14 protein-coding genes are annotated in these 20,223 nt (G+C 69.5%); 6 read left to right on the top strand and 8 right to left on the bottom strand.

The window, feature by feature from the left end; translation table 11 throughout:
* The first annotated feature begins 15 nt into the window (after positions 1-15).
* From ACFWP7_RS39495 to ACFWP7_RS39485, 3 genes are read left to right on the top strand one after another with little or no spacing between them, the layout of a single operon-like run.
* The gene (locus tag ACFWP7_RS39495; RefSeq protein WP_384392407.1) at positions 16-411 is read left to right on the top strand and encodes a DUF742 domain-containing protein; all 396 of its coding nucleotides are present in this window, start codon (positions 16-18) and stop codon (positions 409-411) included.
* Positions 412-435: 24 nt separating this feature from the next.
* Positions 436-4,056: a hydantoinase B/oxoprolinase family protein gene (locus ACFWP7_RS39490; protein WP_384392405.1), complete on the top strand. Its 3,621-nt coding sequence runs from the start codon at positions 436-438 to the stop codon at positions 4,054-4,056.
* Positions 4,037-4,645: an ATP/GTP-binding protein gene (locus ACFWP7_RS39485; RefSeq protein ID WP_384392402.1), complete on the top strand. Its 609-nt coding sequence runs from the start codon at positions 4,037-4,039 to the stop codon at positions 4,643-4,645. Before ACFWP7_RS39490 ends, ACFWP7_RS39485 begins: the two co-directional genes overlap by 20 nt.
* Before the next feature lie 128 nt (positions 4,646-4,773).
* Here ACFWP7_RS39485 and glpK read toward each other — a convergent pair whose 3' ends face one another.
* From glpK to ACFWP7_RS39460, 5 genes are all read right to left on the bottom strand, one after another.
* A complete protein-coding gene (glpK, locus tag ACFWP7_RS39480) occupies positions 4,774-6,294 on the bottom strand; it encodes a glycerol kinase GlpK (protein WP_384392399.1) in 1,521 nt (506 codons plus the stop codon).
* A gap of 26 nt (positions 6,295-6,320) precedes the next feature.
* Complete coding sequence (locus tag ACFWP7_RS39475; RefSeq protein WP_384392396.1) at positions 6,321-7,070, bottom strand: MIP/aquaporin family protein; 750 nt, start codon at positions 7,068-7,070, stop codon at positions 6,321-6,323.
* A 594-nt stretch (positions 7,071-7,664) separates the two neighbouring features.
* Positions 7,665-9,332 carry an EAL domain-containing protein gene (locus tag ACFWP7_RS39470; protein ID WP_384392393.1) on the bottom strand — a complete coding sequence of 556 codons (1,668 nt, stop codon included), beginning with the start codon at positions 9,330-9,332 and terminating at the stop codon, positions 7,665-7,667.
* Between the two features lie 99 nt (positions 9,333-9,431).
* A complete protein-coding gene (locus ACFWP7_RS39465; protein ID WP_384392390.1) occupies positions 9,432-10,619 on the bottom strand; it encodes a lipid-transfer protein in 1,188 nt (395 codons plus the stop codon).
* A gap of 28 nt (positions 10,620-10,647) precedes the next feature.
* Positions 10,648-11,076 (bottom strand): Zn-ribbon domain-containing OB-fold protein, encoded by a 429-nt coding sequence (locus ACFWP7_RS39460; RefSeq protein ID WP_384392425.1) that lies wholly within the window; start codon positions 11,074-11,076, stop codon positions 10,648-10,650.
* 289 nt (positions 11,077-11,365) lie between these two features.
* Here ACFWP7_RS39460 and ACFWP7_RS39455 point away from each other — a divergent pair, with 289 nt between their 5' ends.
* Positions 11,366-11,908, top strand: coding sequence for an NUDIX domain-containing protein (locus tag ACFWP7_RS39455; RefSeq protein WP_384392387.1), 543 nt, complete (start codon positions 11,366-11,368; stop codon positions 11,906-11,908).
* Positions 11,909-12,019: 111 nt separating this feature from the next.
* Here ACFWP7_RS39455 and ACFWP7_RS39450 read toward each other — a convergent pair whose 3' ends face one another.
* A complete protein-coding gene (locus tag ACFWP7_RS39450; RefSeq protein WP_384392384.1) occupies positions 12,020-14,386 on the bottom strand; it encodes a TIM-barrel domain-containing protein in 2,367 nt (788 codons plus the stop codon).
* A 213-nt stretch (positions 14,387-14,599) separates the two neighbouring features.
* Here ACFWP7_RS39450 and ACFWP7_RS39445 point away from each other — a divergent pair, with 213 nt between their 5' ends.
* Positions 14,600-16,567 (top strand): acetoacetate--CoA ligase, encoded by a 1,968-nt coding sequence (locus tag ACFWP7_RS39445; RefSeq protein ID WP_384392381.1) that lies wholly within the window; start codon positions 14,600-14,602, stop codon positions 16,565-16,567.
* A 128-nt stretch (positions 16,568-16,695) separates the two neighbouring features.
* Positions 16,696-17,583 (top strand): hypothetical protein, encoded by an 888-nt coding sequence (locus tag ACFWP7_RS39440; RefSeq protein ID WP_384392378.1) that lies wholly within the window; start codon positions 16,696-16,698, stop codon positions 17,581-17,583.
* A 69-nt stretch (positions 17,584-17,652) separates the two neighbouring features.
* On the opposite strand, the gene ptsP is transcribed toward ACFWP7_RS39440, so the two are convergent.
* Positions 17,653-19,323 carry a phosphoenolpyruvate--protein phosphotransferase gene (gene ptsP, locus ACFWP7_RS39435; protein WP_384392375.1) on the bottom strand — a complete coding sequence of 557 codons (1,671 nt, stop codon included), beginning with the start codon at positions 19,321-19,323 and terminating at the stop codon, positions 17,653-17,655.
* A 77-nt stretch (positions 19,324-19,400) separates the two neighbouring features.
* A complete protein-coding gene (locus tag ACFWP7_RS39430; protein WP_384392372.1) occupies positions 19,401-19,850 on the bottom strand; it encodes a PTS glucose transporter subunit IIA in 450 nt (149 codons plus the stop codon).
* Positions 19,851-20,223: the final 373 nt, after the last annotated feature.

Raw genomic sequence — 20,223 nt, 5'->3', positions numbered from 1 at the left:
GACATGAGCGTGAGCGTGAGCGGAGACAGCCAGGGCAGAGCCCACTGGTTCGACGACGAGGCCGGACCGGTGGTCCGTCCGTACGCCATGACACGCGGCCGCACCACCAGTACGGCCCAACACCGCCTCGACCTGATCGCGGTGGTCGTGGCGGAGTCGTACGCCGACGACCCCGAGGCGGACCAGACGCTGTCCCCGGAGCACGTGGACATCGTCGAACTCTGCCGCGACGCCCCTCAGTCGGTCGCCGAACTCGCCGCCGAACTCGACCTTCCGGTCGGGGTGGTCCGGGTCCTCATCGGGGACCTCGTGGACGAGGAACTGGTCCACGTGAGCCGTCCGGTACCCCCCGCCGAGCTGCCGGACGAGAGTATTCTGCGCGACGTGATCAACGGCCTCCGGGCGCTCTGAGTAGGGCGGAAGCGGGGAACAGACGTGACAGGCTGGCAGTTCTGGGTCGACCGAGGCGGTACCTTCACCGACGTCGTCGCGCGGCGTCCGGACGGCAGCCTGCTCACGCACAAACTGCTGTCCGACAACCCGGCAAGGTACGCCGACGCCGCGGTCGCGGGCGTGCGGGAGCTCCTCGACGAGGGCGCGGAGATCGACGCCGTCCGTATGGGCACCACCGTCGCCACCAATGCCCTGCTCGAACGCAGAGGCGAGCGAACCCTTCTCGTCATCACCCGCGGCTTCCGCGACGCCCTGCGCATCGCCTACCAGAACCGCCCACGCATCTTCGCCCGCGCGATCGAAATGCCCGAACAACTGTACGATTGTGTCGTCGAGGTCGACGAGCGGATCGCCGCCGACGGCACGGTCCTGCGCACCCCCGACCTGGAGGCCCTGGCCGGCCCCCTCCAGGAGGCGTACGACTCCGGAATCCGCGCCGTCGCGGTGGTCTGCATGCACAGCCACCTCCACCCGGCCCACGAAGAGGCAGTCGGCGAACTGGCGGCCCGCACCGGCTTCCCGCAGATCTCGCTCTCCAGCGAGGTCAGCCCGCTGATGAAGCTCGTCCCGCGCGGAGACACCGCCGTGGTCGACGCCTACCTGTCGCCCGTACTGCGCCGCTACGTCGAGCACGTCGCCGATGAACTCCAGGGCGTGCGCCTGATGTTCATGCAGTCCAACGGCGGTCTCGCCGAAGCGGGCCAGTTCCGCGGCAAGGACGCGATCCTGTCCGGTCCTGCGGGCGGCATCGTCGGCATGGCCAGGATGTCGCAGCTCGCCGGCTTCGACCGCGTCATCGGCTTCGACATGGGCGGCACCTCCACGGACGTCTCGCACTTCGCCGGCGAGTACGAGCGGGTCTTCACCACCCGGATCGCCGGGGTCCGGCTGCGCTCTCCCATGCTGGACATCCACACCGTCGCCGCGGGCGGTGGCTCGCTGCTCCACTTCGACGGCTCCCGCTACCGCGTGGGCCCCGACTCGGCGGGCGCCGAACCCGGACCCGCCTGCTACCGCGGCGGCGGCCCGCTCACCGTCACCGACGCCAATGTCGCCCTCGGCCGAATCCAACCCGCCCACTTCCCGCGGGTGTTCGGCCCGGACGGCGACCAGCCGCTCGACGACGCACTGGTCCGCGACCGCTTCGCCGCCCTCGCCCGCGAGATCCGGGAGCGCACCGGCGACGACCGGACCCCTGAGCAGGTCGCCGAGGGCTACCTCCAGATCGCCGTGGCCAACATCGCCAACGCCGTCAAGCGGATCTCGGTCCAGAAGGGCCACGACGTCACCCGGTACGCGCTGACCACCTTCGGTGGCGCGGGCGGCCAGCACGCGTGCATGGTCGCGGACTCGCTCGGCATCCGCACCGTCCTCGTGCCACCCATGGCCGGCGTGCTGTCCGCCCTCGGTATCGGACTCGCCGATACGACCGCCATGCGCGAACAGTCCGTCGAGGTGCCCCTGGACGCCTCCGCGATGCCCGGCGTCCTGAAGACCGCGGACGACCTGGAAAGCGCCGCCCGCGCCGAACTCCTCGCCGAGGACGTGCCCGAGGACCGCATCCGGATCACCCGCCGCGCCCAACTCCGCTACGACGGCACGGACACGGCACTCACCGTCGAGCTCACCGAGCCCGACACCATGACCCACGCCTTCGAAGAACGCCATCGCGCCACCTACTCCTTCACCCTCGACCGTCCGGTCGTCGTCGAAGCCCTCTCCGTGGAAGCCACCGGCCTCACCGACCCCCCCGATCTCTCCGCCCTCGCCGTCTTCGGACACCGCTCCGCCGCACCAAAGACGGAGACGGCCGCTCTCCACACGGGCGGCGCCCGGCGCGACGTACCCCTGCTCCGCCGCGAGGAACTGCCTCCCGGTCACCCGGTCACCGGACCCGCGATCATCACCGAGGCCGGCTCGACGACCGTCGTCGACGACGGCTGGCAGGCCGCGACGACCGACGACGGGCATCTAGTCATGGAACGCGCGGCGATTACGCAGAGTTCCGATCTCGGCACGGAAGCGGACCCGGTCCTCCTTGAGGTCTTCAACAACCTCTTCATGTCCATCGCCGAGCAGATGGGTGCCCGCCTGGAGTCCACAGCCCAGTCGGTCAACATCAAGGAGCGCCTGGACTTCTCCTGCGCCCTCTTCGACCCGGACGGCAGCCTTGTCGCCAACGCCCCCCACATTCCAGTGCACTTGGGCTCGATGGGCACCAGCGTCCAGGAGGTCATCCGGCGCCGCGGAGACGGGATGCGTCCCGGCGACACCTACGCGGTCAACGATCCGTACCACGGCGGCACCCACCTCCCCGACGTCACCGTGATCACCCCGGTCTTCGACACGGAGAGTGAGCGGATCCTCTTCTACGTCGCCTCACGCGGCCATCACGCCGAGATCGGCGGCATCGCCCCCGGCTCCATGCCCGCCAACAGCCGCACCATCGACGAGGAGGGCATCCTCTTCGACAACTGGCTGCTCGCCCAGAACGGCCGATTCCGCGAGGCCGAGACCCTCACCCTGCTCACCCGGGCGCCCTACCCGTCGCGCAACCCGCCGACCAACCTCGCCGACCTGCGCGCCCAGATCGCCGCCAACCAGAAGGGCGTCGACGAGGTCGCCCGCATGATCGACAACTTCGGCCTCGATGTCGTACAGGCGTATATGAAGCACGTCCAGGACAACGCCGAAGAAGCGGTACGCCGCGTCATCGACACCCTGGAAGACGGTGAGTTCAACTACGAGACCGACTCCGGGGCCGTCATCCGGGTCCGCGTCTCCGTAGACCGTGAAAAACGCTCCGCAACCGTCGACTTCACCGGTACGTCTCCGCAGCTCACCACGAACTTCAACGCACCCTTCGCGGTGGTCAACGCTGCCGTCCTGTACGTCTTCCGCACCCTGGTCGACGACGACATCCCACTCAACGACGGCTGCCTACGCCCCCTGGACATCGTGGTGCCGCCGGGCTCGATGCTCGCGCCCGAGCCCCCGGCCGCCGTCGTCGCGGGCAACGTCGAGACGTCCCAGGCGATCACCGGAGCCCTGTACGGGGCACTGGGCGTACAGGCCGAGGGATCGGGCACCATGAACAACGTCACCTTCGGCAACGAGCGGTACCAGTACTACGAGACCGTGGCCTCCGGGTCCGGCGCGGGCGACGGCTTCCCCGGCGCGTCCGTCGTCCAGACCCACATGACCAACTCGCGGCTCACCGACCCCGAGGTCCTTGAGTGGCGACTGCCGGTACAGCTCGACGAGTTCGCCGTCCGCCGCGGAAGCGGCGGAGCGGGGCGCTGGAGTGGCGGGGACGGCGCCGTGCGCCGTATCCGGTTCCACGAGCCCATGACCGTGTCCACGCTCTCCCAGCACCGCAGGGTGCCGCCCTACGGCATGGCGGGCGGCAAGCCCGGGGCCCTCGGCGCCAATCGGGTGGAGCGCGCGGACGGCACGGTCACCGAACTCGGCGGAAGTGACACGGCCGACGTCGGCCCCGATGACGTACTCGTCATCGAAACCCCCGGCGGCGGAGGCTACGGCCCACCGTCGCACGACCCCCATCAAGCAGGAGAAGAGATCGATGATCTTCGGGCGTTCTGAGCGCGGCAAGCCTCCGGTCGAGCCCGTCACGCTCAAGATCCTCGTGGCCGGCGGATTCGGCGTGGGCAAGACGACCCTCGTCGGCGCGGTCAGCGAGATCAAACCGCTGCGCACCGAGGAGGTGCTCACGGAGGCGGGCCGCCCCGTGGACGACACCAGCGGCGTCGAGGGCAAGCACACCACCACCGTCGCCATGGACTTCGGCCGCATCACCCTCCGCGAGGACCTGGTGCTCTACCTCTTCGGAACCCCCGGGCAGGACCGCTTCTGGTTCCTGTGGGACGAGCTCGCCACCGGCTCACTGGGTGCCGTAGTGCTCGCCGACACCCGCCGCCTGGAGGACTGCTTCGCCGCCGTCGACTACTTCGAGCGGCGGTCCATACCCTTCGTGGTCGGCGTCAACTGCTTCGAGGACGCCGATCGCTACCCTGCCGAAACCGTCCGTCAGGCCCTCGATCTCGATCCCGACGTGCCCGTCGTCCTCTGCGACGCGCGGGACCGCGACTCGGCCAAGGAGGTCCTCATCGGCGTCGTCGAGCACGCGCTGGCGGCCGTATCCGAGCAGCGCCAACCTGTCACCACGACCTGACGTACGGCACCCGGCCTTCCGACGGCTGTCCGTCAGTACGGCCCGTACCCTCGCCGACCGGGGTACGGGCCGTGGTCGTACACGCGCGCGTGGTTCGCGCGAAAGGCACGCGCGCGTAGACCCCTGTTTCAGCTGAGGCCCTCCTCGTGCCAGCCGAAGCTCTTCTCCACCGCCTTGCGCCAGTTGTGGTACTCGCGGTCACGCACCGAGGGCTCCATGGCCGGGGTCCACTCGACGTCCTTCTGCCAGTGCGACTTCAGCTCGTCGAGGTCGTTCCACACACCGGTGGCGAGACCGGCCGCGTACGCGGCGCCCAGACAGGTCGTCTCGGAGACCTTCGGGCGGATCACCGGCACCCCGAGGACATCCGCCTGGTGCTGCATCAGCAGATTGTTCTTGGTCATGCCGCCGTCCACCTTCAGGGTGGTGATCTGCACCCCGGAGTCCTGGTACATGGCGTCGACCACCTCACGCGTCTGCCAGCTGGTCGCCTCCAGCACCGCGCGTGCCAGGTGCGCCTTCGTGACGTACCGCGTCAGCCCGGTGACGACTCCGCGCGCGTCGGAGCGCCAGTAGGGCGCGAACAGGCCGGAGAACGCGGGCACGATGTACGCGCCGCCGTTGTCGTCGACGCTCGCCGCCAGTGTCTCGATCTCGTCGGCGTGACGGATGATGCCGAGCTGGTCGCGGAACCATTGCACCAGGGCGCCGGTGATCGCGATCGACCCTTCGAGGCAGTAGACCGGCGCCTCGGTGCCGATCTTGTACCCCATGGTGGTCAACAGCCCGTTCTTCGAAGGAACGGGCCGGTTCCCGGTGTTGAGCAACAGGAAGCTGCCCGTGCCGTACGTGTTCTTCGCCGTGCCCACGTCGTAGCAGGCCTGCCCGAACACCGCCGCCTGCTGGTCGCCGAGCGCCGACGCGACGGGGACGCCCACGAGTTGGCCCACAGCGGGGCCGTACACCTCGGCGGAGGACCTGATCTCGGGGAGGACCGCTTCGGGGACGTTCATCGCGGAGAGGATGGACCGGTCCCACTGGAGCGTCTCCAGGTTCATGAGCATGGTGCGCCCGGCGTTGGTCACGTCGGTGACGTGCCGCCCGCCGTCCGTGCCGCCCGTCAGGTTCCAGATCAGCCAGGAGTCGATGGTGCCGAAGGCGATCTCACCGCGCTCGGCACGCGCGCGCAGGCCGGGCACGTTGTCGAGGAGCCAGGCAGCCTTGGGCCCGGAGAAGTAGCTGGCCAGCGGCAGTCCGGTCTGCTCGCGGAAGCGGTCCTGCCCGTCCGAGCCGCCCAGTTCCTTGCAGAGGGCGGACGTACGGGTGTCCTGCCAGACGATCGCGTTGTGCACGGGCTTGCCGGTGGCGCGGTCCCAAAGGACCGTCGTCTCACGCTGGTTGGTGATCCCGAGCGCGCTCAGCTGCTCCGCGCGCAGCCCGGCCTTGGCGATCGCGCCTGCGACCACCGCCTGCACCTTCGACCAGATCTCGGTGGCGTCGTGTTCCACCCAGCCCGGCTTGGGAAAGATCTGGCGGTGTTCGCGCTGGTCGACGGCGACGATCGCGCCGCCGTGGTCGAAGATGATGCAGCGGCTCGATGTGGTGCCCTGGTCGATTGCGGCGACGTACTTCTCGGCATGGTCCGTCATGACGTCCCCTTCGTCAGAAGGCTGCGTTAGAAGGCTGCGTTGTAGATCAGGGCGCCGACGACGGCGCCCGCGATCGGGCCGACCACCGGGATCCAGGAGTAACTCCACTCCGAGGTGCCCTTGTTGGGTATCGGCAACAGCGCGTGCGTGAGTCGCGGCCCCAGGTCACGGGCCGGGTTGATGGCATATCCCGTGGGGCCGCCGAGTGACAGACCGATCCCGACGACGAGGAGGGCGATGAGCAGGACGGGAAGGCCCGCGTCCCCGATGCCCGCCACGTGCTTGTCGCCGCCGACCATGGCCAGAATGGGCAGCATCAGGGCGACGGTGGCGATGAACTCGGTGATCAGGTTCTGTACGGGATTGTTGATCTCGGGCCGGGTCGAGAAGATCCCCAGCGTCTCGATGGCTGTGTTCTCCTCGGTCTCCTCGGCGTTGAGGTTGAACTGGCCGAGGTAGAGCAGCCAGCACAGCACGGCCCCCACGATGGCTCCGGCGAACTGCCCGAGGATGTAGAAAGGCACGTCCGCCCACTTCGTGGAGCCCTCGACCGCGAATCCGATGGTCACCGCCGGGTTGATCTGCCCGCCCGACAGCGGTGCCGCGGTGTACGCGCCGGCGAGGACGCCGAAGCCCCACCCGAAGGCGATGACCACCCAGCCCGCTCCCCGGGCCTTGGACTTGTTGAGCGTGACCGCGGCGCACACTCCCGCGCCGAAAAGGATCAGAATGGCGGTGCCGATCAACTCGCCGACAAAAATGTCTGCGTTGCTCATGGCGGCTCCTAGGCCTGGCCCGGAGCGATCGGCTCCGGGCCACCGTGCAGGATGCGTTTCCCACGTTTCCCATGGCTACTTCAGCCGAAGGCAGGAAGGTCCCGCTCCCTGCCCGGCGTCCGTGACGAGCGTGCCGTCGCAGCGGAATCGCCCATGGGGGATGGCCCTTGGTGCAGGTCGGGAACCCGAGCGGCGCGGTGCGTGAAGACGCCCGAATGCGGCGATACCGACTGACACCCGGAAGTGTTCACCGGTGCCCAGGGGGCGTCAAGGTCGCGGACAGCAACGGTTGGTGGGGCAGTGTGCGGCGGCATCGTGGCGGTCGAACGTGGCCGAAAACGGCTCGCTGCGGCCGATGGTCGTTCACGTCGCTCCCAGGCACACTCTTTCGGGCTGTTGGCCGAGTGCGCGCCTCGACGCCCCGTAGGGGCCGCCCTACGGCAGTCCTCCCGGACCGGCCGACGGCTTGGCCGCCGCGGCCCGGGGCTACGGACGGGTGGCCGTGCAGCCGTGCAGATCGGAAACAGTGAGGTACCCGCAGGCGGACTGTCGCCCTCCACAGGCCGGCCGGCGAGCCGCCAACCGGCTCGTCCATCAGCTGCTCAGCCGGTCACTCCCGGACCGGCCCGCCCACCAGAATCCGTCCTCCGTCGGCGCCGCACCGGCCCCACGACGGATCTCATGCCCCGCCAGCCCTGCTCGTCCCAGCACCCAACTCGCCCCTCTGAGGGCCTTCGCGGCCTGTTTGAGGGGTGCCAGGCAGGCGGCAGCCTGGCGGTGGTCGGTCACGCTGCCCGGTGCGCAGAGGACTGTGGCCAGCGACAGCGTGATGGTCCGTCCGCCGGCTGTCCAGGGCGTGTCGAGCACCGAGGCGGCCAGCGGATCGAGGGTGTCCGGGTCCGCGAGGACCAGGAAGTCGTCCCCGCCGATGTGCCCCACCCGAGTCGCTCCGGACGCCGCGCGCTGGAGCGCCTGCCCGACAGCCCGGATCAGCTCGTCGCCCGCCGCGAACCCGGCTCCGTCGTTGACCTGTTTGAAGTGATCGACGTCCAGCCAGCTCAGCGCGAACATCCGGCCGTCCGCGATCCGCCGGTCCACCTCGCCGGTGATCGAGTCCGAACCGGGCAGCCGTGTCAGCGGATTGAGCCCCGCGGCCTCCTCGACCCGGCTCTCGGACAACGCCCGTACGAGGTCCGCCAGTCGTACGACCCCGATACATCTCCCGGACCGGTCGACGACCGCGACATCGTCGGACGTACGGTCCCGGTCGCCGTCCGCCACCACGTCGAGGACCTCCCAGGCGGTGGCGTCGACCCCGACCGTACGTGGCGGATCGCCGAGCTTGGCGGCCGGCCTGTCGGCGTACAGCGCATGCCCGTAGCGCCCCGACATGGACAGCAGGAACCGCGACCGGTGCACCGACCGGACCGGAACCCCCGAGGTGTCCACGAGCAGCACCCCGGACACGTCGGACGATCCGGTGAGCAGCGCCCGCACCTGCCCCGCGGACGCCGTGGCGGGCAGCAGTGCGGCGGGCCGCACGAACTGGCGTACGGACGGCCCCGATCGAGGTGTCTCGGCGATACCGGGGGAGAGTGTCGGAACGTATACGTCCGCCGCGGGCAGCCGTGCAGCCGGCGCGAACAGGTCACCCTGCGCCAGCTGCGCGCCCGCCGCCACCGCAGCGGCGCACTGCAGTTCGGTCTCCACCCCTTCGACGGACAGCAGCGCGCCCAACTCCTCGCACAGCGTCCGCATCGCCCGCACCGCCGCGGGCCGCGCGAGCAGGGACACATCGAGCTTCATCAGCTCGGGCGCGAGGTCCGTGAGCAGCCGCAGGGGTACGTCGCCGTCGCCCACCCCGTCCGCGCAGATCCGGAAGCCCTCGCCCCGCACGGCGGCGACCGCGTCCAGCAGGGCGTGCTGCGGCACGTGCGTGTACGGCGGACCGACGTCGACCGTCACCTCCCACGGCAGCCGCCCGGCCTCACGCACGGCGTCGCGCAGGGCCGTGAGACCGCCGAGATCGGCCAGGGTCCCGGCGAACACGTTGACGTGCAGGGGCAGCAGGGTCTCCTTGCGGGCGGCGGCCCGGATCGCGAACGCGGCCAGCCGGCCGTCGAGTTCGGGGTCACGGCGGGCCTGCGCCAGGATGTCACCGGCTTCAGGGCGGGCGAGTATCTCCAGAGCGGCAACTCCTCCGGTCGTCAGATTGACGACCGGCTGAAAGGCGAAGCGGAGCGTATCCGACCAGGAGGGCACAGGAGCATAATCGCGCCCCTGGCGTGCGCCCAGGCGCGATTCACGAGCTGTTCACGCAGGAATTCCGGCTCGTCACAGTGGGTGCGGGCGGTGCCGGGATCACCGCACCGCGACGACCGACGAACCGTGTCCGAACAGCCCCTGGTTCGCGCTGATCCCCACCCGGGCCCCCGCGACCTGCCGGTCACCGGCGGCGCCCCGCAACTGCCATGTCAGCTCGCACACCTGGGCAATGGCCTGTGCCGGAACCGCCTCCCCGAACGAGGCCAGCCCGCCACTCACGTTCACCGGTATTCGCCCGCCCAGTGCCGTGGCGCCTTCCCGCAACAGCTTCGAGGCCCCGCCCTCCGCGCACAGCCCCAGATCCTCGTACCACTGCAACTCCAGGGCTGTGGACAGGTCGTACACCTCGGCAAGGGAGAGGTCCTCGGGACCGATGCCCGCTTCCTCGTACACCGCCGCTGCGACGGACGCACGAAAGGAGTCGGCCGAGGGCTCCACCGCGACAGCGGAGTCCGTGGCGATGTCCGGCAGATCGAGCACGGTGTTGGGGTAGCGCGGTGTCACCGTGGACACCGCGCGGATCCGCACGGGATCCGCGGCACCGTGCCGTCGTGCGAAGGCCATGCTGGACAGTACGACAGCGGCGCCGCCGTCGGAGGTGGCGCAGATGTCGAGCAGCCGCAGCGGATCGGCGACGACCGCCGAGCCGGCGACCTCCTCGGCGGTGACCCTCTTCCTGTACCTCGCGTTCGGATTCAGCGCCCCTAGGGCGGCGTTTTTCACCTTGACCTGCGCGAAGTCCTCAAGCGTGTCCCCGTGGACGGCCATCCGGCGCCGCGCGTACAACCCGAAGTACGTCGGATTCGTCGCCCCCAGGACACGGAACCGCAGCCAGTCCGGATCGTCCTGCCGGTCGCCGCCCGCCGGGCGGAAGAACCCCTTGGGCGCCGCGTCCGCCCCCACCACGAGCACGACATCCGCGAGACCCGAAAGTATCTGTGACCGCGCGGTGTTGAGAGCCTGTGCTCCCGACGCGCACGCCGCGTACACACTCGCGACCCGCGCCCCCTGCCAGCCGAGCGCCTTGGCGAACGTCGCCCCTGCCACGTACCCCGGATACCCGCCGCGCACGGTGTCCGCGCCCACGATCGAGCGGACATCGCGCCAGTCCACCTCGGCGTCGGCGAGTGCCGCCCGCGCCGCCACGACCCCGTACTCGACGAAGCCGCGCCCCCACTTGCCCCAGGGGTGCATACCCACGCCGAGCACTGCCACCTCACTCATGCCGTCACTCCCGTACGCCACACGCCCCTCATTGCGCCACCCCGGTCGGCCGCCAGTGCCACGTCGTCCAGGTCGTTTCCTCGTCCTCGTTCAGCACACCGGGGACGACCTCCACCTCGATGCCCACCGTCAGATCGGCGACGGTGACCCCGGGAACCGCCTGACCGAGTACGACGATCCGCTCGCGCTCCAGCTCCACAGCGATCAACGCGTAGGGTTCCCACGAGAGTTCCGGATCACTCACATACGGTGACGGCGGCCGGTACCGGCTGTCCGTGTACGACCAGACACGGCCGCGCCGCGACAGCGGCACCTCGGACAGTTCACCGCCGCCCGGGCAGCCCGGATTGCGGCAGAAGACGTCCTCGCGGGGGAAGAAGACCGAGGTGCACGCCGAGCAGCGCGTACCGAGGAGACGGAAGTCGTCGCCGTCCCCGGAGAACCACCCGGTGACCACAGGTGTGCGTGAACGCGACAAGGCTCCTCCATGGCACTGGATCTGACGGAACGTCAGAAGTGTGCCATGGGCAACGGAAAATGGGCAGGGCACAGAGGAGAACCACGGGGACCTCCACGGCGTCGGAGTATCGGAGGGAGGGCCGGGGCCCACGGGGGTGGTTCCGGCCGCCACTCGCGGCCTGAGGGACCCGAGCGGTTCGCATCAACGCCGGTCCTTCCGCCCTGGGTTCGCGGCCCATCGACCGCTGATGACGATGCTCTTCAGATGATCGGATACAGTCCGCGGCGTGTCCGCAACCCCATCCACGCACCCGCCCGCCGACTTCGCGCCGGATTCCCACTGTTCGAACTGCGGAGCGCCCTACGGAGAGAGCGTCTCCGGCTGGCCCCGCACCTGCCGCGTCTGCTCCACCGTGGCCTACCGCAATCCACTGCCGGTCGCGGTGGCCCTCCAACCCGTGTACGACGCCCAAGGCACCTCCCTGGTCGTGATCACCCGGACCATCAACCCCGCGCGCGGGGGCATCGCCCTGCCCGGAGGGTTCATCGATCACAAGGAGGACTGGCGGCACGCCGTCGTCAGAGAGCTCAGGGAGGAGACAGGCATCGACGTGGCGAGCCGGGAGGTACGACTCGCCGACGCGATGAGTTCCCCGACCGGACACCTGCTGCTCTTCGGGCTCCTTCCGGAACGGCCGGCCGCCGAACTCCCGCCGTCCGCCGCCACCGACGAGACAGCGGGCTGGCACCTGCTGCGCCGGCCGGCCGAACTCGCCTTCCCGCTGCACAGCTTGGCGGCCCAGGCATTGTTCGAGGGGCGGTACATCTGAGGCGCCCGCGCGTCTGAAGGTGCGCGGGACGCCTCAGCGAGCGTCGACGGCGGTGACGCCACCTTCGGCGCCGTCGCCCGCTGCTCCCTCGGCTTCAACGCCACGGCGCCGTCACAGCGCCCGGAGCCCCCGCACCCGCACCGGATACGCAGGCTCACTCAGGCCACCCTCTCCATCCCGTTGGACGACCATCTGCGCCCCCTCCCAGCGCGTCACATAGCGCTCGATCTCCGGCTCGTCCCACCCGACGTCCGTGTCCGGCACGACAAGCCCGCCCCCGACACGCCCCCGCGCGGGAGCCCACACCTCAAGCTCCAGTCCACCATCGGCACCCCGAACGGGCACGACGGCGCCGGCACGCGCCAGCACCGGAATCCGTGACAAGGGGGCGTCGATCAGCACCTGAGCCGGCCCTTCGTAGGCCTCCTCAGTGACCGTGTCATACCAGCGCCCCCGTGGCAGCTGTACCGCACGCCGGTCCGCCCCGGGGTCCAGCACCGGCGCCACCAAGAGAGAGTCACCGAGCAGGAAGGCGTCCTCGCAGTCGCGCAGCGCCCGGTCCTCGGGCGCGCCCCACCACACGGGCCGCACATAGGGCGCGCCCGTACGACGAGCCAGATGCGCCAGCGTCAGGAAGTACGGGAGTAGTCGTCGCCGTTCGACGAGCGCCACGCGCGCGTGCTCCAGGACGTCGTCACCGAACTCCCAGGGCTCCCTGCGTCCCGCCCGCAGACTCGCGTGCGTACGGAACAGCGGGAGATACGCGCCGAGCTGGAACCACCGCAGATACAGCTCGGGCGACGGACTGCCGTCGAAGCCGCCCACATCGGGCCCCGAGTACGGCACCCCGCACAACCCCAGACCCAACACGAGCGACAGCGACGCCCGCAGCCCGGGCCAGCCGGTGGCCACATCTCCGGACCAGGTCCCTCCGTAGCGCTGCATTCCGGCCCAGCCGGAGCGCGAGAAGATGAACGGCCGCTCCTGGGGTGCAAGTTCACGCAGCCCCTCGTATCCCGCCCGGGCCATGCCCAGCGCGTACACGTTGTGCGCCTCACGGTGGTCACCGCCGCGGCCCTCCAGGGAGTGCCGGGCCGAACGCGGCAGCGTCGACTCCCCGAAGGCCGTGAACGACGTCGGCTCGTTCATGTCGTGCCAGAACCCGGCGAAACCCTGCGCGAGCCGCTCCTCGTAGAGCGCGCCCCACCACCGTCGCACGCGCGGGTTCGTGAAGTCCGGGTACACCGACTCTCCAGGCCATACGACACCTCGCACGAGCCGCCCCGAGACATCCCGGACGAAGGCGTCTGCGGCGATACCACTGTCGTACACCGCGTTGCCCGGTTCCGCCTTGACCGCCGCGTCGACGATCGACACCAGCCGGACACCGTCGCGCAGCAGCTCCTCCGCGAGCTCCGGCACCTTGGGGAAGTGCTCCCGGTCCACCGTGAACACCTGATTCGCGTCGTAGTGATCGATGTCCAGGTGGACCGCATCGAGCGGAAGACCATGCTCCAGGTAGCCCGCGACGATCCGCCGCACCTCCTGCGCACTGCCGAAACCCCACCGCGCGTGGTGGTGCCCCAGTGCCCACCCGGGCGGCAGCGCGGGCGCCCCGGTGAGTGAGATCCAGGCGTGCAGCACGCGCGCGGGGGTACCCACCATCACCCAGCAGCGCAGTGGGCCACCATCCATCCGCAGCTCACACGACCCGGCCCTGTCGTGCCCGGAGCCTGCGCCCTCCTCGCCCTCGCGCAACGTCACCGTGCCGTCCCACGAGGTGTCGTGGAACACGAGATGGGTGGCCGCGTCGGCAACCACCAACTGCACGGGCATGGTGACGTACAGGGGATCGTCACCGGGCGCGAAGGCCTTCCCGGGATCCGTGTTCCACAGCCGGTACTTCCCGCCGCGCAGCCGCGGGCCCCCCGCCCGCCCGCCCAGGCCGAAGAACCGCGCGTCGGCGGCCACCTCGGAGCGTTGCATCCAGCGGGCCGCGCCGCCGTCGACCGGCTCCCACCAACGGGGCGGCAGATCGCGGCGCAGCATCACGCCACCGGGGGTGTGCACCTCGACGGCTCCGTGCCGCGACACCACGACCGTCGCCCGCTCGGAGACAACCCGCCAACCGCCGTCCTTGTCCGGCTCCAGGACAGCCCGCGGATCCGGCTCCGGACAGTGGCCGGCGAGCGCGTACGACGGCTCGGGGTCCGCCCCGTCCCATCCCCAGAAGACCGCCCCGTTCACCGTGACCGTGATCCTCAGCTCGGAGCGGGCGAACCGGACGACTCCACCGCCGGGGCCCGGTTCCACGCCCCGCACAGGCCCTGGTACCCGGGCGCGTTCGGCGCCCCGCTTGGGCAGCCCGATGGCATCGGCACGCTGCCTGCGCCACGCGGCTCGCACGGTACGCAACCCCTGGGCCGCCCCCGCCGAACCGACCGCCTTCACCGAACGCACCAGGTCACGACCGTTCATGCTGCTCAGCCTGCCATTGACTCGGCCGTAAGTGTGAGTGGTTCAACTGCCGTTCACCCGTGGTGAGACCACATCTTCATGTCGGCGACTATGTGCGGCGCACCCTGGTGTCGAAGTCGATCACATGGCATCGTCCATGACAGCCGCGTGACGCGCACACCCCAGCTCGTGCGCGACAGACGCCCACGACGCGCACTGCCCGGGAGCCGCCCCATGTCCACCTCCAACCCCTCACCGCTCTGGCAGCCCACCGAGGAACGCATCGCCCAGGCGCAGATCACGAAGTTCCAGAACTGCGCGGCCGAGCGGCACGGAGCCCCGGCCGAGGGCGGCTACGCGGCACTGCACCGGTGGTCCGTGGACGAGCTGGACACCTTCTGGAAAGCCGTCACCGAATGGTTCGACGTCCGGTTTTCGACCCCCTACGCGCGCGTGCTCGGTGACCGTTCCATGCCCGGCGCCGAGTGGTTCCCCGGGGCGACCCTCAACTACGCCGAGCACGCTCTGCGCGCGGCCGGCACCCGTTCGGACGAACCGGCGCTCCTGTACGTCGACGAGACCCATGAGCCGACCCCCATCAGCTGGTCCGAGCTGCGGCGCCAGGTGGGCTCCCTGGCCGCCGAACTGCGCGTGCTCGGTGTGCGCCCGGGGGACCGGGTCTGCGGCTACGTCCCGAATGTCCCCCAGGCCGTGATCGCCCTCCTCGCCACAGCCGCCGTGGGCGGTGTGTGGACGTCCTGCGCTCCCGACTTCGGCGCCCGCAGCGTCCTCGACCGCTTCCAGCAGGTCGAACCCGTGGTGCTCTTCACGGTCGACGGCTACCGCTACGGAGGCAAGGAGCACGACCGCCGCGACACCGTCGCCGAGCTGCGCCGCGAACTGCCGACCCTGCGCGCGGTCGTGCACATCCCGCTGCTGGGCACCGAGTCTCCTCAGGGCGCCCTGGAATGGTCCGTCCTGACCTCCGCCGACGTGGAGCCCGTCTTCGAGCAGGTCCCCTTCGACCATCCCCTGTGGGTGCTCTATTCCTCGGGCACTACCGGCCTCCCCAAGGCGATCGTCCAGTCCCAGGGCGGCATTCTCGTAGAGCACCTCAAACAGCTCGGTCTGCACTGCGACCTCGGCCCGGAGGACCGCTTCTTCTGGTACACGTCCACGGGCTGGATGATGTGGAACTTCCTCGTCTCCGGGCTCCTCACGGGCACCACGATCGTCCTGTACGACGGCAGCCCCGGCTACCCGGACACAGGCGCCCAGTGGCGCATCGCCGAACGGACGGGAGCGACACTGTTCGGCACGTCCGCCGCGTATGTCATGGCGTGTCGAAAGGCGGGCGTCCGCCCCTCCCACGATTTCGACCTCTCGCGCGTGCAGTGCGTCGCCACCACCGGCTCGCCCTTGCCACCCGACGGGTTCCGCTATCTCCATGACGAGGTCCGCGACGACCTGTGGATCGCGTCCGTCAGCGGCGGCACCGACGTGTGCTCCTGTTTCGCGGGCGCCGTCCCGACACTGCCGGTGTACATCGGAGAACTCCAGGCCGCCGGCCTCGGCACCGACCTCCAGTCCTGGGACCCCAGCGGCAAACCCCTCACCGACGAAGTCGGTGAACTCGTGGTCACCAATCCGATGCCATCCATGCCCATCCGCTTCTGGAACGACCCCGACGGCAGCCGCTACCACGACAGCTACTTCGACACGTATCCCGGAGTATGGCGCCACGGCGACTGGATCACCGTCACCTCGCGCGGCTCGGTCCTCATCCATGGCCGCTCGGACTCCACGCTCAACCGCCAGGGCGTGCGCATGGGTTCGGCCGACATCTACGAAGCCGTCGAACGCCTCCCCGAGATCAAGGAGTCGCTCGTCATCGGTATCGAACAGCCCGACGGCGGCTACTGGATGCCGCTCTTCGTACACCTCGCCCCCGGTGCCGCACTCGACGAGGCCCTCCTGACCCGCATCAAGCAGACCATCCGTGAGCAGCTCTCACCGCGCCACGTCCCGGACGAGGTCATCGAAGTCCCCGGCGTCCCCCACACCCTCACGGGCAAGCGCATCGAAGTCCCGATCAAGCGCCTTCTCCAAGGCACCTCCCTGGAAAAGGCGGTCAACCTCGGTTCGGTGGACAACGTCGAACTGCTGCGCTTCTACGAAGACCTGGCCCAGAAGCACGCCTGACGGACGTACGCCCCGCCACCCCGCCACCCCGCCATCCCGCGACGCAGCGAACCGTCTTCGCCCGCCGACGTTGTCAGTGTCGCCCGTTACTGTGAGTGAGCATTGATCGACTGCGCACAGGGGGAAACATGGCGCACATCCAGCACCAGAGCATGCGACGCGTCCTGCGCCGCGAAATCGCGGGCACCATCGGCCTGTTGACCGATGAACAGGACTTCACGGCGATGCGGCGCTACCGCACGTTCGCCTTCGACGACCACACCACCTACCTCCAGCAAGTGGAATCCCTGCTCAGGACCCTCGCCGCCCAGGGCGGCCACACCACAGTGGCGCTCTTCGACCCCGAGGAATACGCCGAGTTCTGCGCCGAGAACGGCCTGGAACCCGACGCCCCCTCGAGCCGCACCCGCTTCACAGCTGAACTGGCCGCGACGGGACCGACCGTCATGTACGAGGGGCAGCCCCTCGACGAGCTCGTCCCGGACCTCGTCGACGAGGCCGTCCGCCAGGCGACCTGGGAGTACGCGACCACACTCCTGGCCCGTATCGGCAACTGCGCATCCTGCGGTGAGGACATCGGACGCGCATCCTTCGCCCACGCCTCCCACTTGCTCAGCCGCATTCTCGAAACCGCGGCAGCCGGCGAACTCCACCTCGTGTGCAGCGTCACGGCAGCGCCCGAAACGCTCGTCGCCGCACTCCGAGCCAACGACAACGCGGGCACCATCCGCCTCGACGAATCAGAAGCCCTCGAATTCACCACCGTTCTGGCCCTCGGTATCGCCACCCGGAGCGCCGGGGGACTCGTCATGCGCATCACCGCCCATGACAAGACCGACCGTGTCTACGGATGGCGACTCCGCGGTGAGGTCCTGGATCCCCTCACCGCGGCCGAGGTCTTCGACGCCTATTGCACCGACGCCGAGTCCGGGGACCTGGTCTCCCCGGAATCAGGAGTCGACTACTGCGCACCACCCGACCTCGGAGAGGGAGGAATGGCGGGTCACGCACACTGAACACCAAAGGGGCGCCCCACCAGAAGGTGGAGCGCCCCTCAGCAACAGTCGAACGAGGACGCGGTCCGACTACTCGCCGGACAGCACCCTCTGCGCCGCCGTGCGCGCCTCCTCTGCCGTGTCCGCCGCACGCGCGGCGGCAGCGGCACGCTCGCACTGCGCCAGCGTGTACTTGGCGAGCGCAGTCCGGACATAAGGAATCGACGCGGCGCCCATCGACAGGGAGGTGACCCCCAGACCGGTCAGCACACACGCGAGCAGCGGGTCCGCCGCGGCCTCACCGCAGACACCACAACTCTTGCCCTCGGCCTTCGCCGCCTCGGCGGACAGCGCGACCAGGTCGAGCAGCGCGGGCTGCCACGGATCCTGCAGACGTGACACCGCACCCACCTGCCGGTCGGCAGCGAAGGTGTACTGCGCGAGGTCGTTGGTTCCCAAGGAAAGGAACTCGACTTCCTGAAGGATCGAGCGCGCACGAAGCGCGGCCGACGGAATCTCCACCATCGCGCCGAACTTCGCCTGCAAGCCGGCCGCACGGCACGCCTCCGCGAACGCCTTGGCGTCGGTGCGGTCCGCGACCATCGGAGCCATTACCTCAAGGTAGACCGGCAGCCCCTCCGAAGCCTTGGCAAGGGCGGTCAGCTGCGTACGCAGCACATCAGGGTGGTCGAGTAGCGAGCGGAGACCCCGCACACCCAGCGCCGGGTTCGGCTCGTCGGCCGGAGTCAGGAAGTCGAGCGGCTTGTCCGCGCCCGCGTCGAGCACACGCACCACGACCCGACCCTCGGGAAACGCCTCGAGAACCTGCCGATACGCCTCGACCTGCTTCTCCTCGGACGGCGCCTTCTTGCTGTCGTCCAGAAAGAGGAACTCGGTACGGAAAAGACCGACACCCTCAGCACCGGCCTCGAGAGCGGCGGGCACGTCAGCCGGGCCCCCGACATTGGCCAGCAGCGGCACCTTGTGCCCGTCGGACGTGGCGCCGGGACCGGTGGAGGAGGACAGCGCCGCCTTGCGCTTTGCCGCAGCCGCTTCCAACTCCGCCTTCTTCCCGGCACTCGGCTCCACGAAGATCTCACCGGTGCTGCCGTCCACGGCGATCACGGTGCCTTCCGCGAGCTCGCCGGCACCGGGCAGCGCGACCACGGCCGGAACGCCGAGCGCCCGTGCCAGGATCGCGCTATGACTGGTCGGCCCACCCTCCTCGGTGACGAAACCGAGCACCAGAGTGGGGTCGAGCAGCGCGGTGTCCGCCGGAGCGAGGTCACGAGCAATAAGGACGTACGGCTCGTCGCTGTCCGGCACACCGGGCATGGGCACCCCGAGTAGCCGGGCGACGATACGATTCCGCACGTCGTCGAGGTCGGCAACACGACCGGCGAGGTACTCACCGGCGGCGGCCAACAGCGCGCGATAGGCAGCGAACGCGTCATAGACCGCGCGCTCGGCGGTGCTGCCGACAGCGATCCGCCGTTCCACATCGGCCATCAACTCGGGGTCCTCGGCCATCATGGCCTGCGCCTCGAGCACCGCCTGCGCTTCACCCCCCGCCAGATTGCCGCGCGCAACCAGGTCCGCTGCCACATCCTCCACGGCCTTGCGGGCACGCCCCTGTTCGCGCTCCGCGTCCTCCGTCGGGATCTGCTTGGCCGGCGGTTCAAGAACCGCCGTTCCCATGTGCCGAACCTCGCCGATCGCCACACCATGGCTCACGCCGACGCCTCGCAGCGTTGTTTCCATCTCACCCGTCTCCGATAGTGCGGCGGGTAGCGCCGCTGCGGTGGTTGTCCTGCTTGTCGTCTACGTCGGCGCTGACGTCACTGCCAGCCGAAGAGCTCGTCTCCGGCCTTCACATCGCCGTCCTCGCGGACGTCGGAAAGGGACTCGGCCGTGGCCTCGAGCGCCACGACCGGGCACACCGGGGACTTGCCGGCCGCCTCGACGGCAGCCGGGTTCCAACGAATGACAGCCTGGCCGCGCGTCACGGTGTCGCCCTTGTTGACGAGCAGTTCGAAGCCCTCGCCGTTGAGCTGCACGGTGTCGATACCAAGGTGCGTGAGCACACCATGGCCTTCGCCGTCGACGACGACGAAAGCATGCGGATGAAGCGAGACGATCACTCCGTCGACGGGGGCGACAGCCTCCGAGGGTTCACGCACGGGGTCGATCGCCATGCCGGGGCCGACCATGGCCCCGGCGAACACGGGATCCGGTACCGCGGTGAGTCCGATGGCGCGTCCTGCAAGAGGGGACGTCACGGTGGTCATGGGAAGCCTCCCAGGGGCGGAGATATATATGGGCCGTCGCTACCTGTGCGGACGGCGCACTGCTCAGCAGGGTATGTCATATGAAGTGCAGGTTCCCTGCGAGAGGGCCCCGATGGCGGCCGTAGCGCAGGGCGCAAACGATTTGCGCCCGCTCCAGCGCCCCATGTAGAGTCCTACTCCTGCCTTGGGGCTGAGCGACGCGATCAAGTGTCCTTGTCCGGCAGCATTCAACTTGTCAGATCCTATCTCGGGGTCTGGTTCTGCATGTCTGCGGAACCGTGGTCAGAGAGACGGAAATTCACTGATAGAGTTTGAAACATCGAAGGGAAGCGCCCGGAGGAAAGCCTGAGAGAGTCTCTCGGGTGAGTACGAA

The sequence above is a fragment of the Streptomyces sp. NPDC058470 genome, from assembly GCF_042721055.1.
Taxonomy (GTDB): Bacteria; Actinomycetota; Actinomycetes; order Streptomycetales; family Streptomycetaceae; genus Streptomyces.
This window is presented reverse-complemented; position numbering and strand designations above follow the sequence as displayed.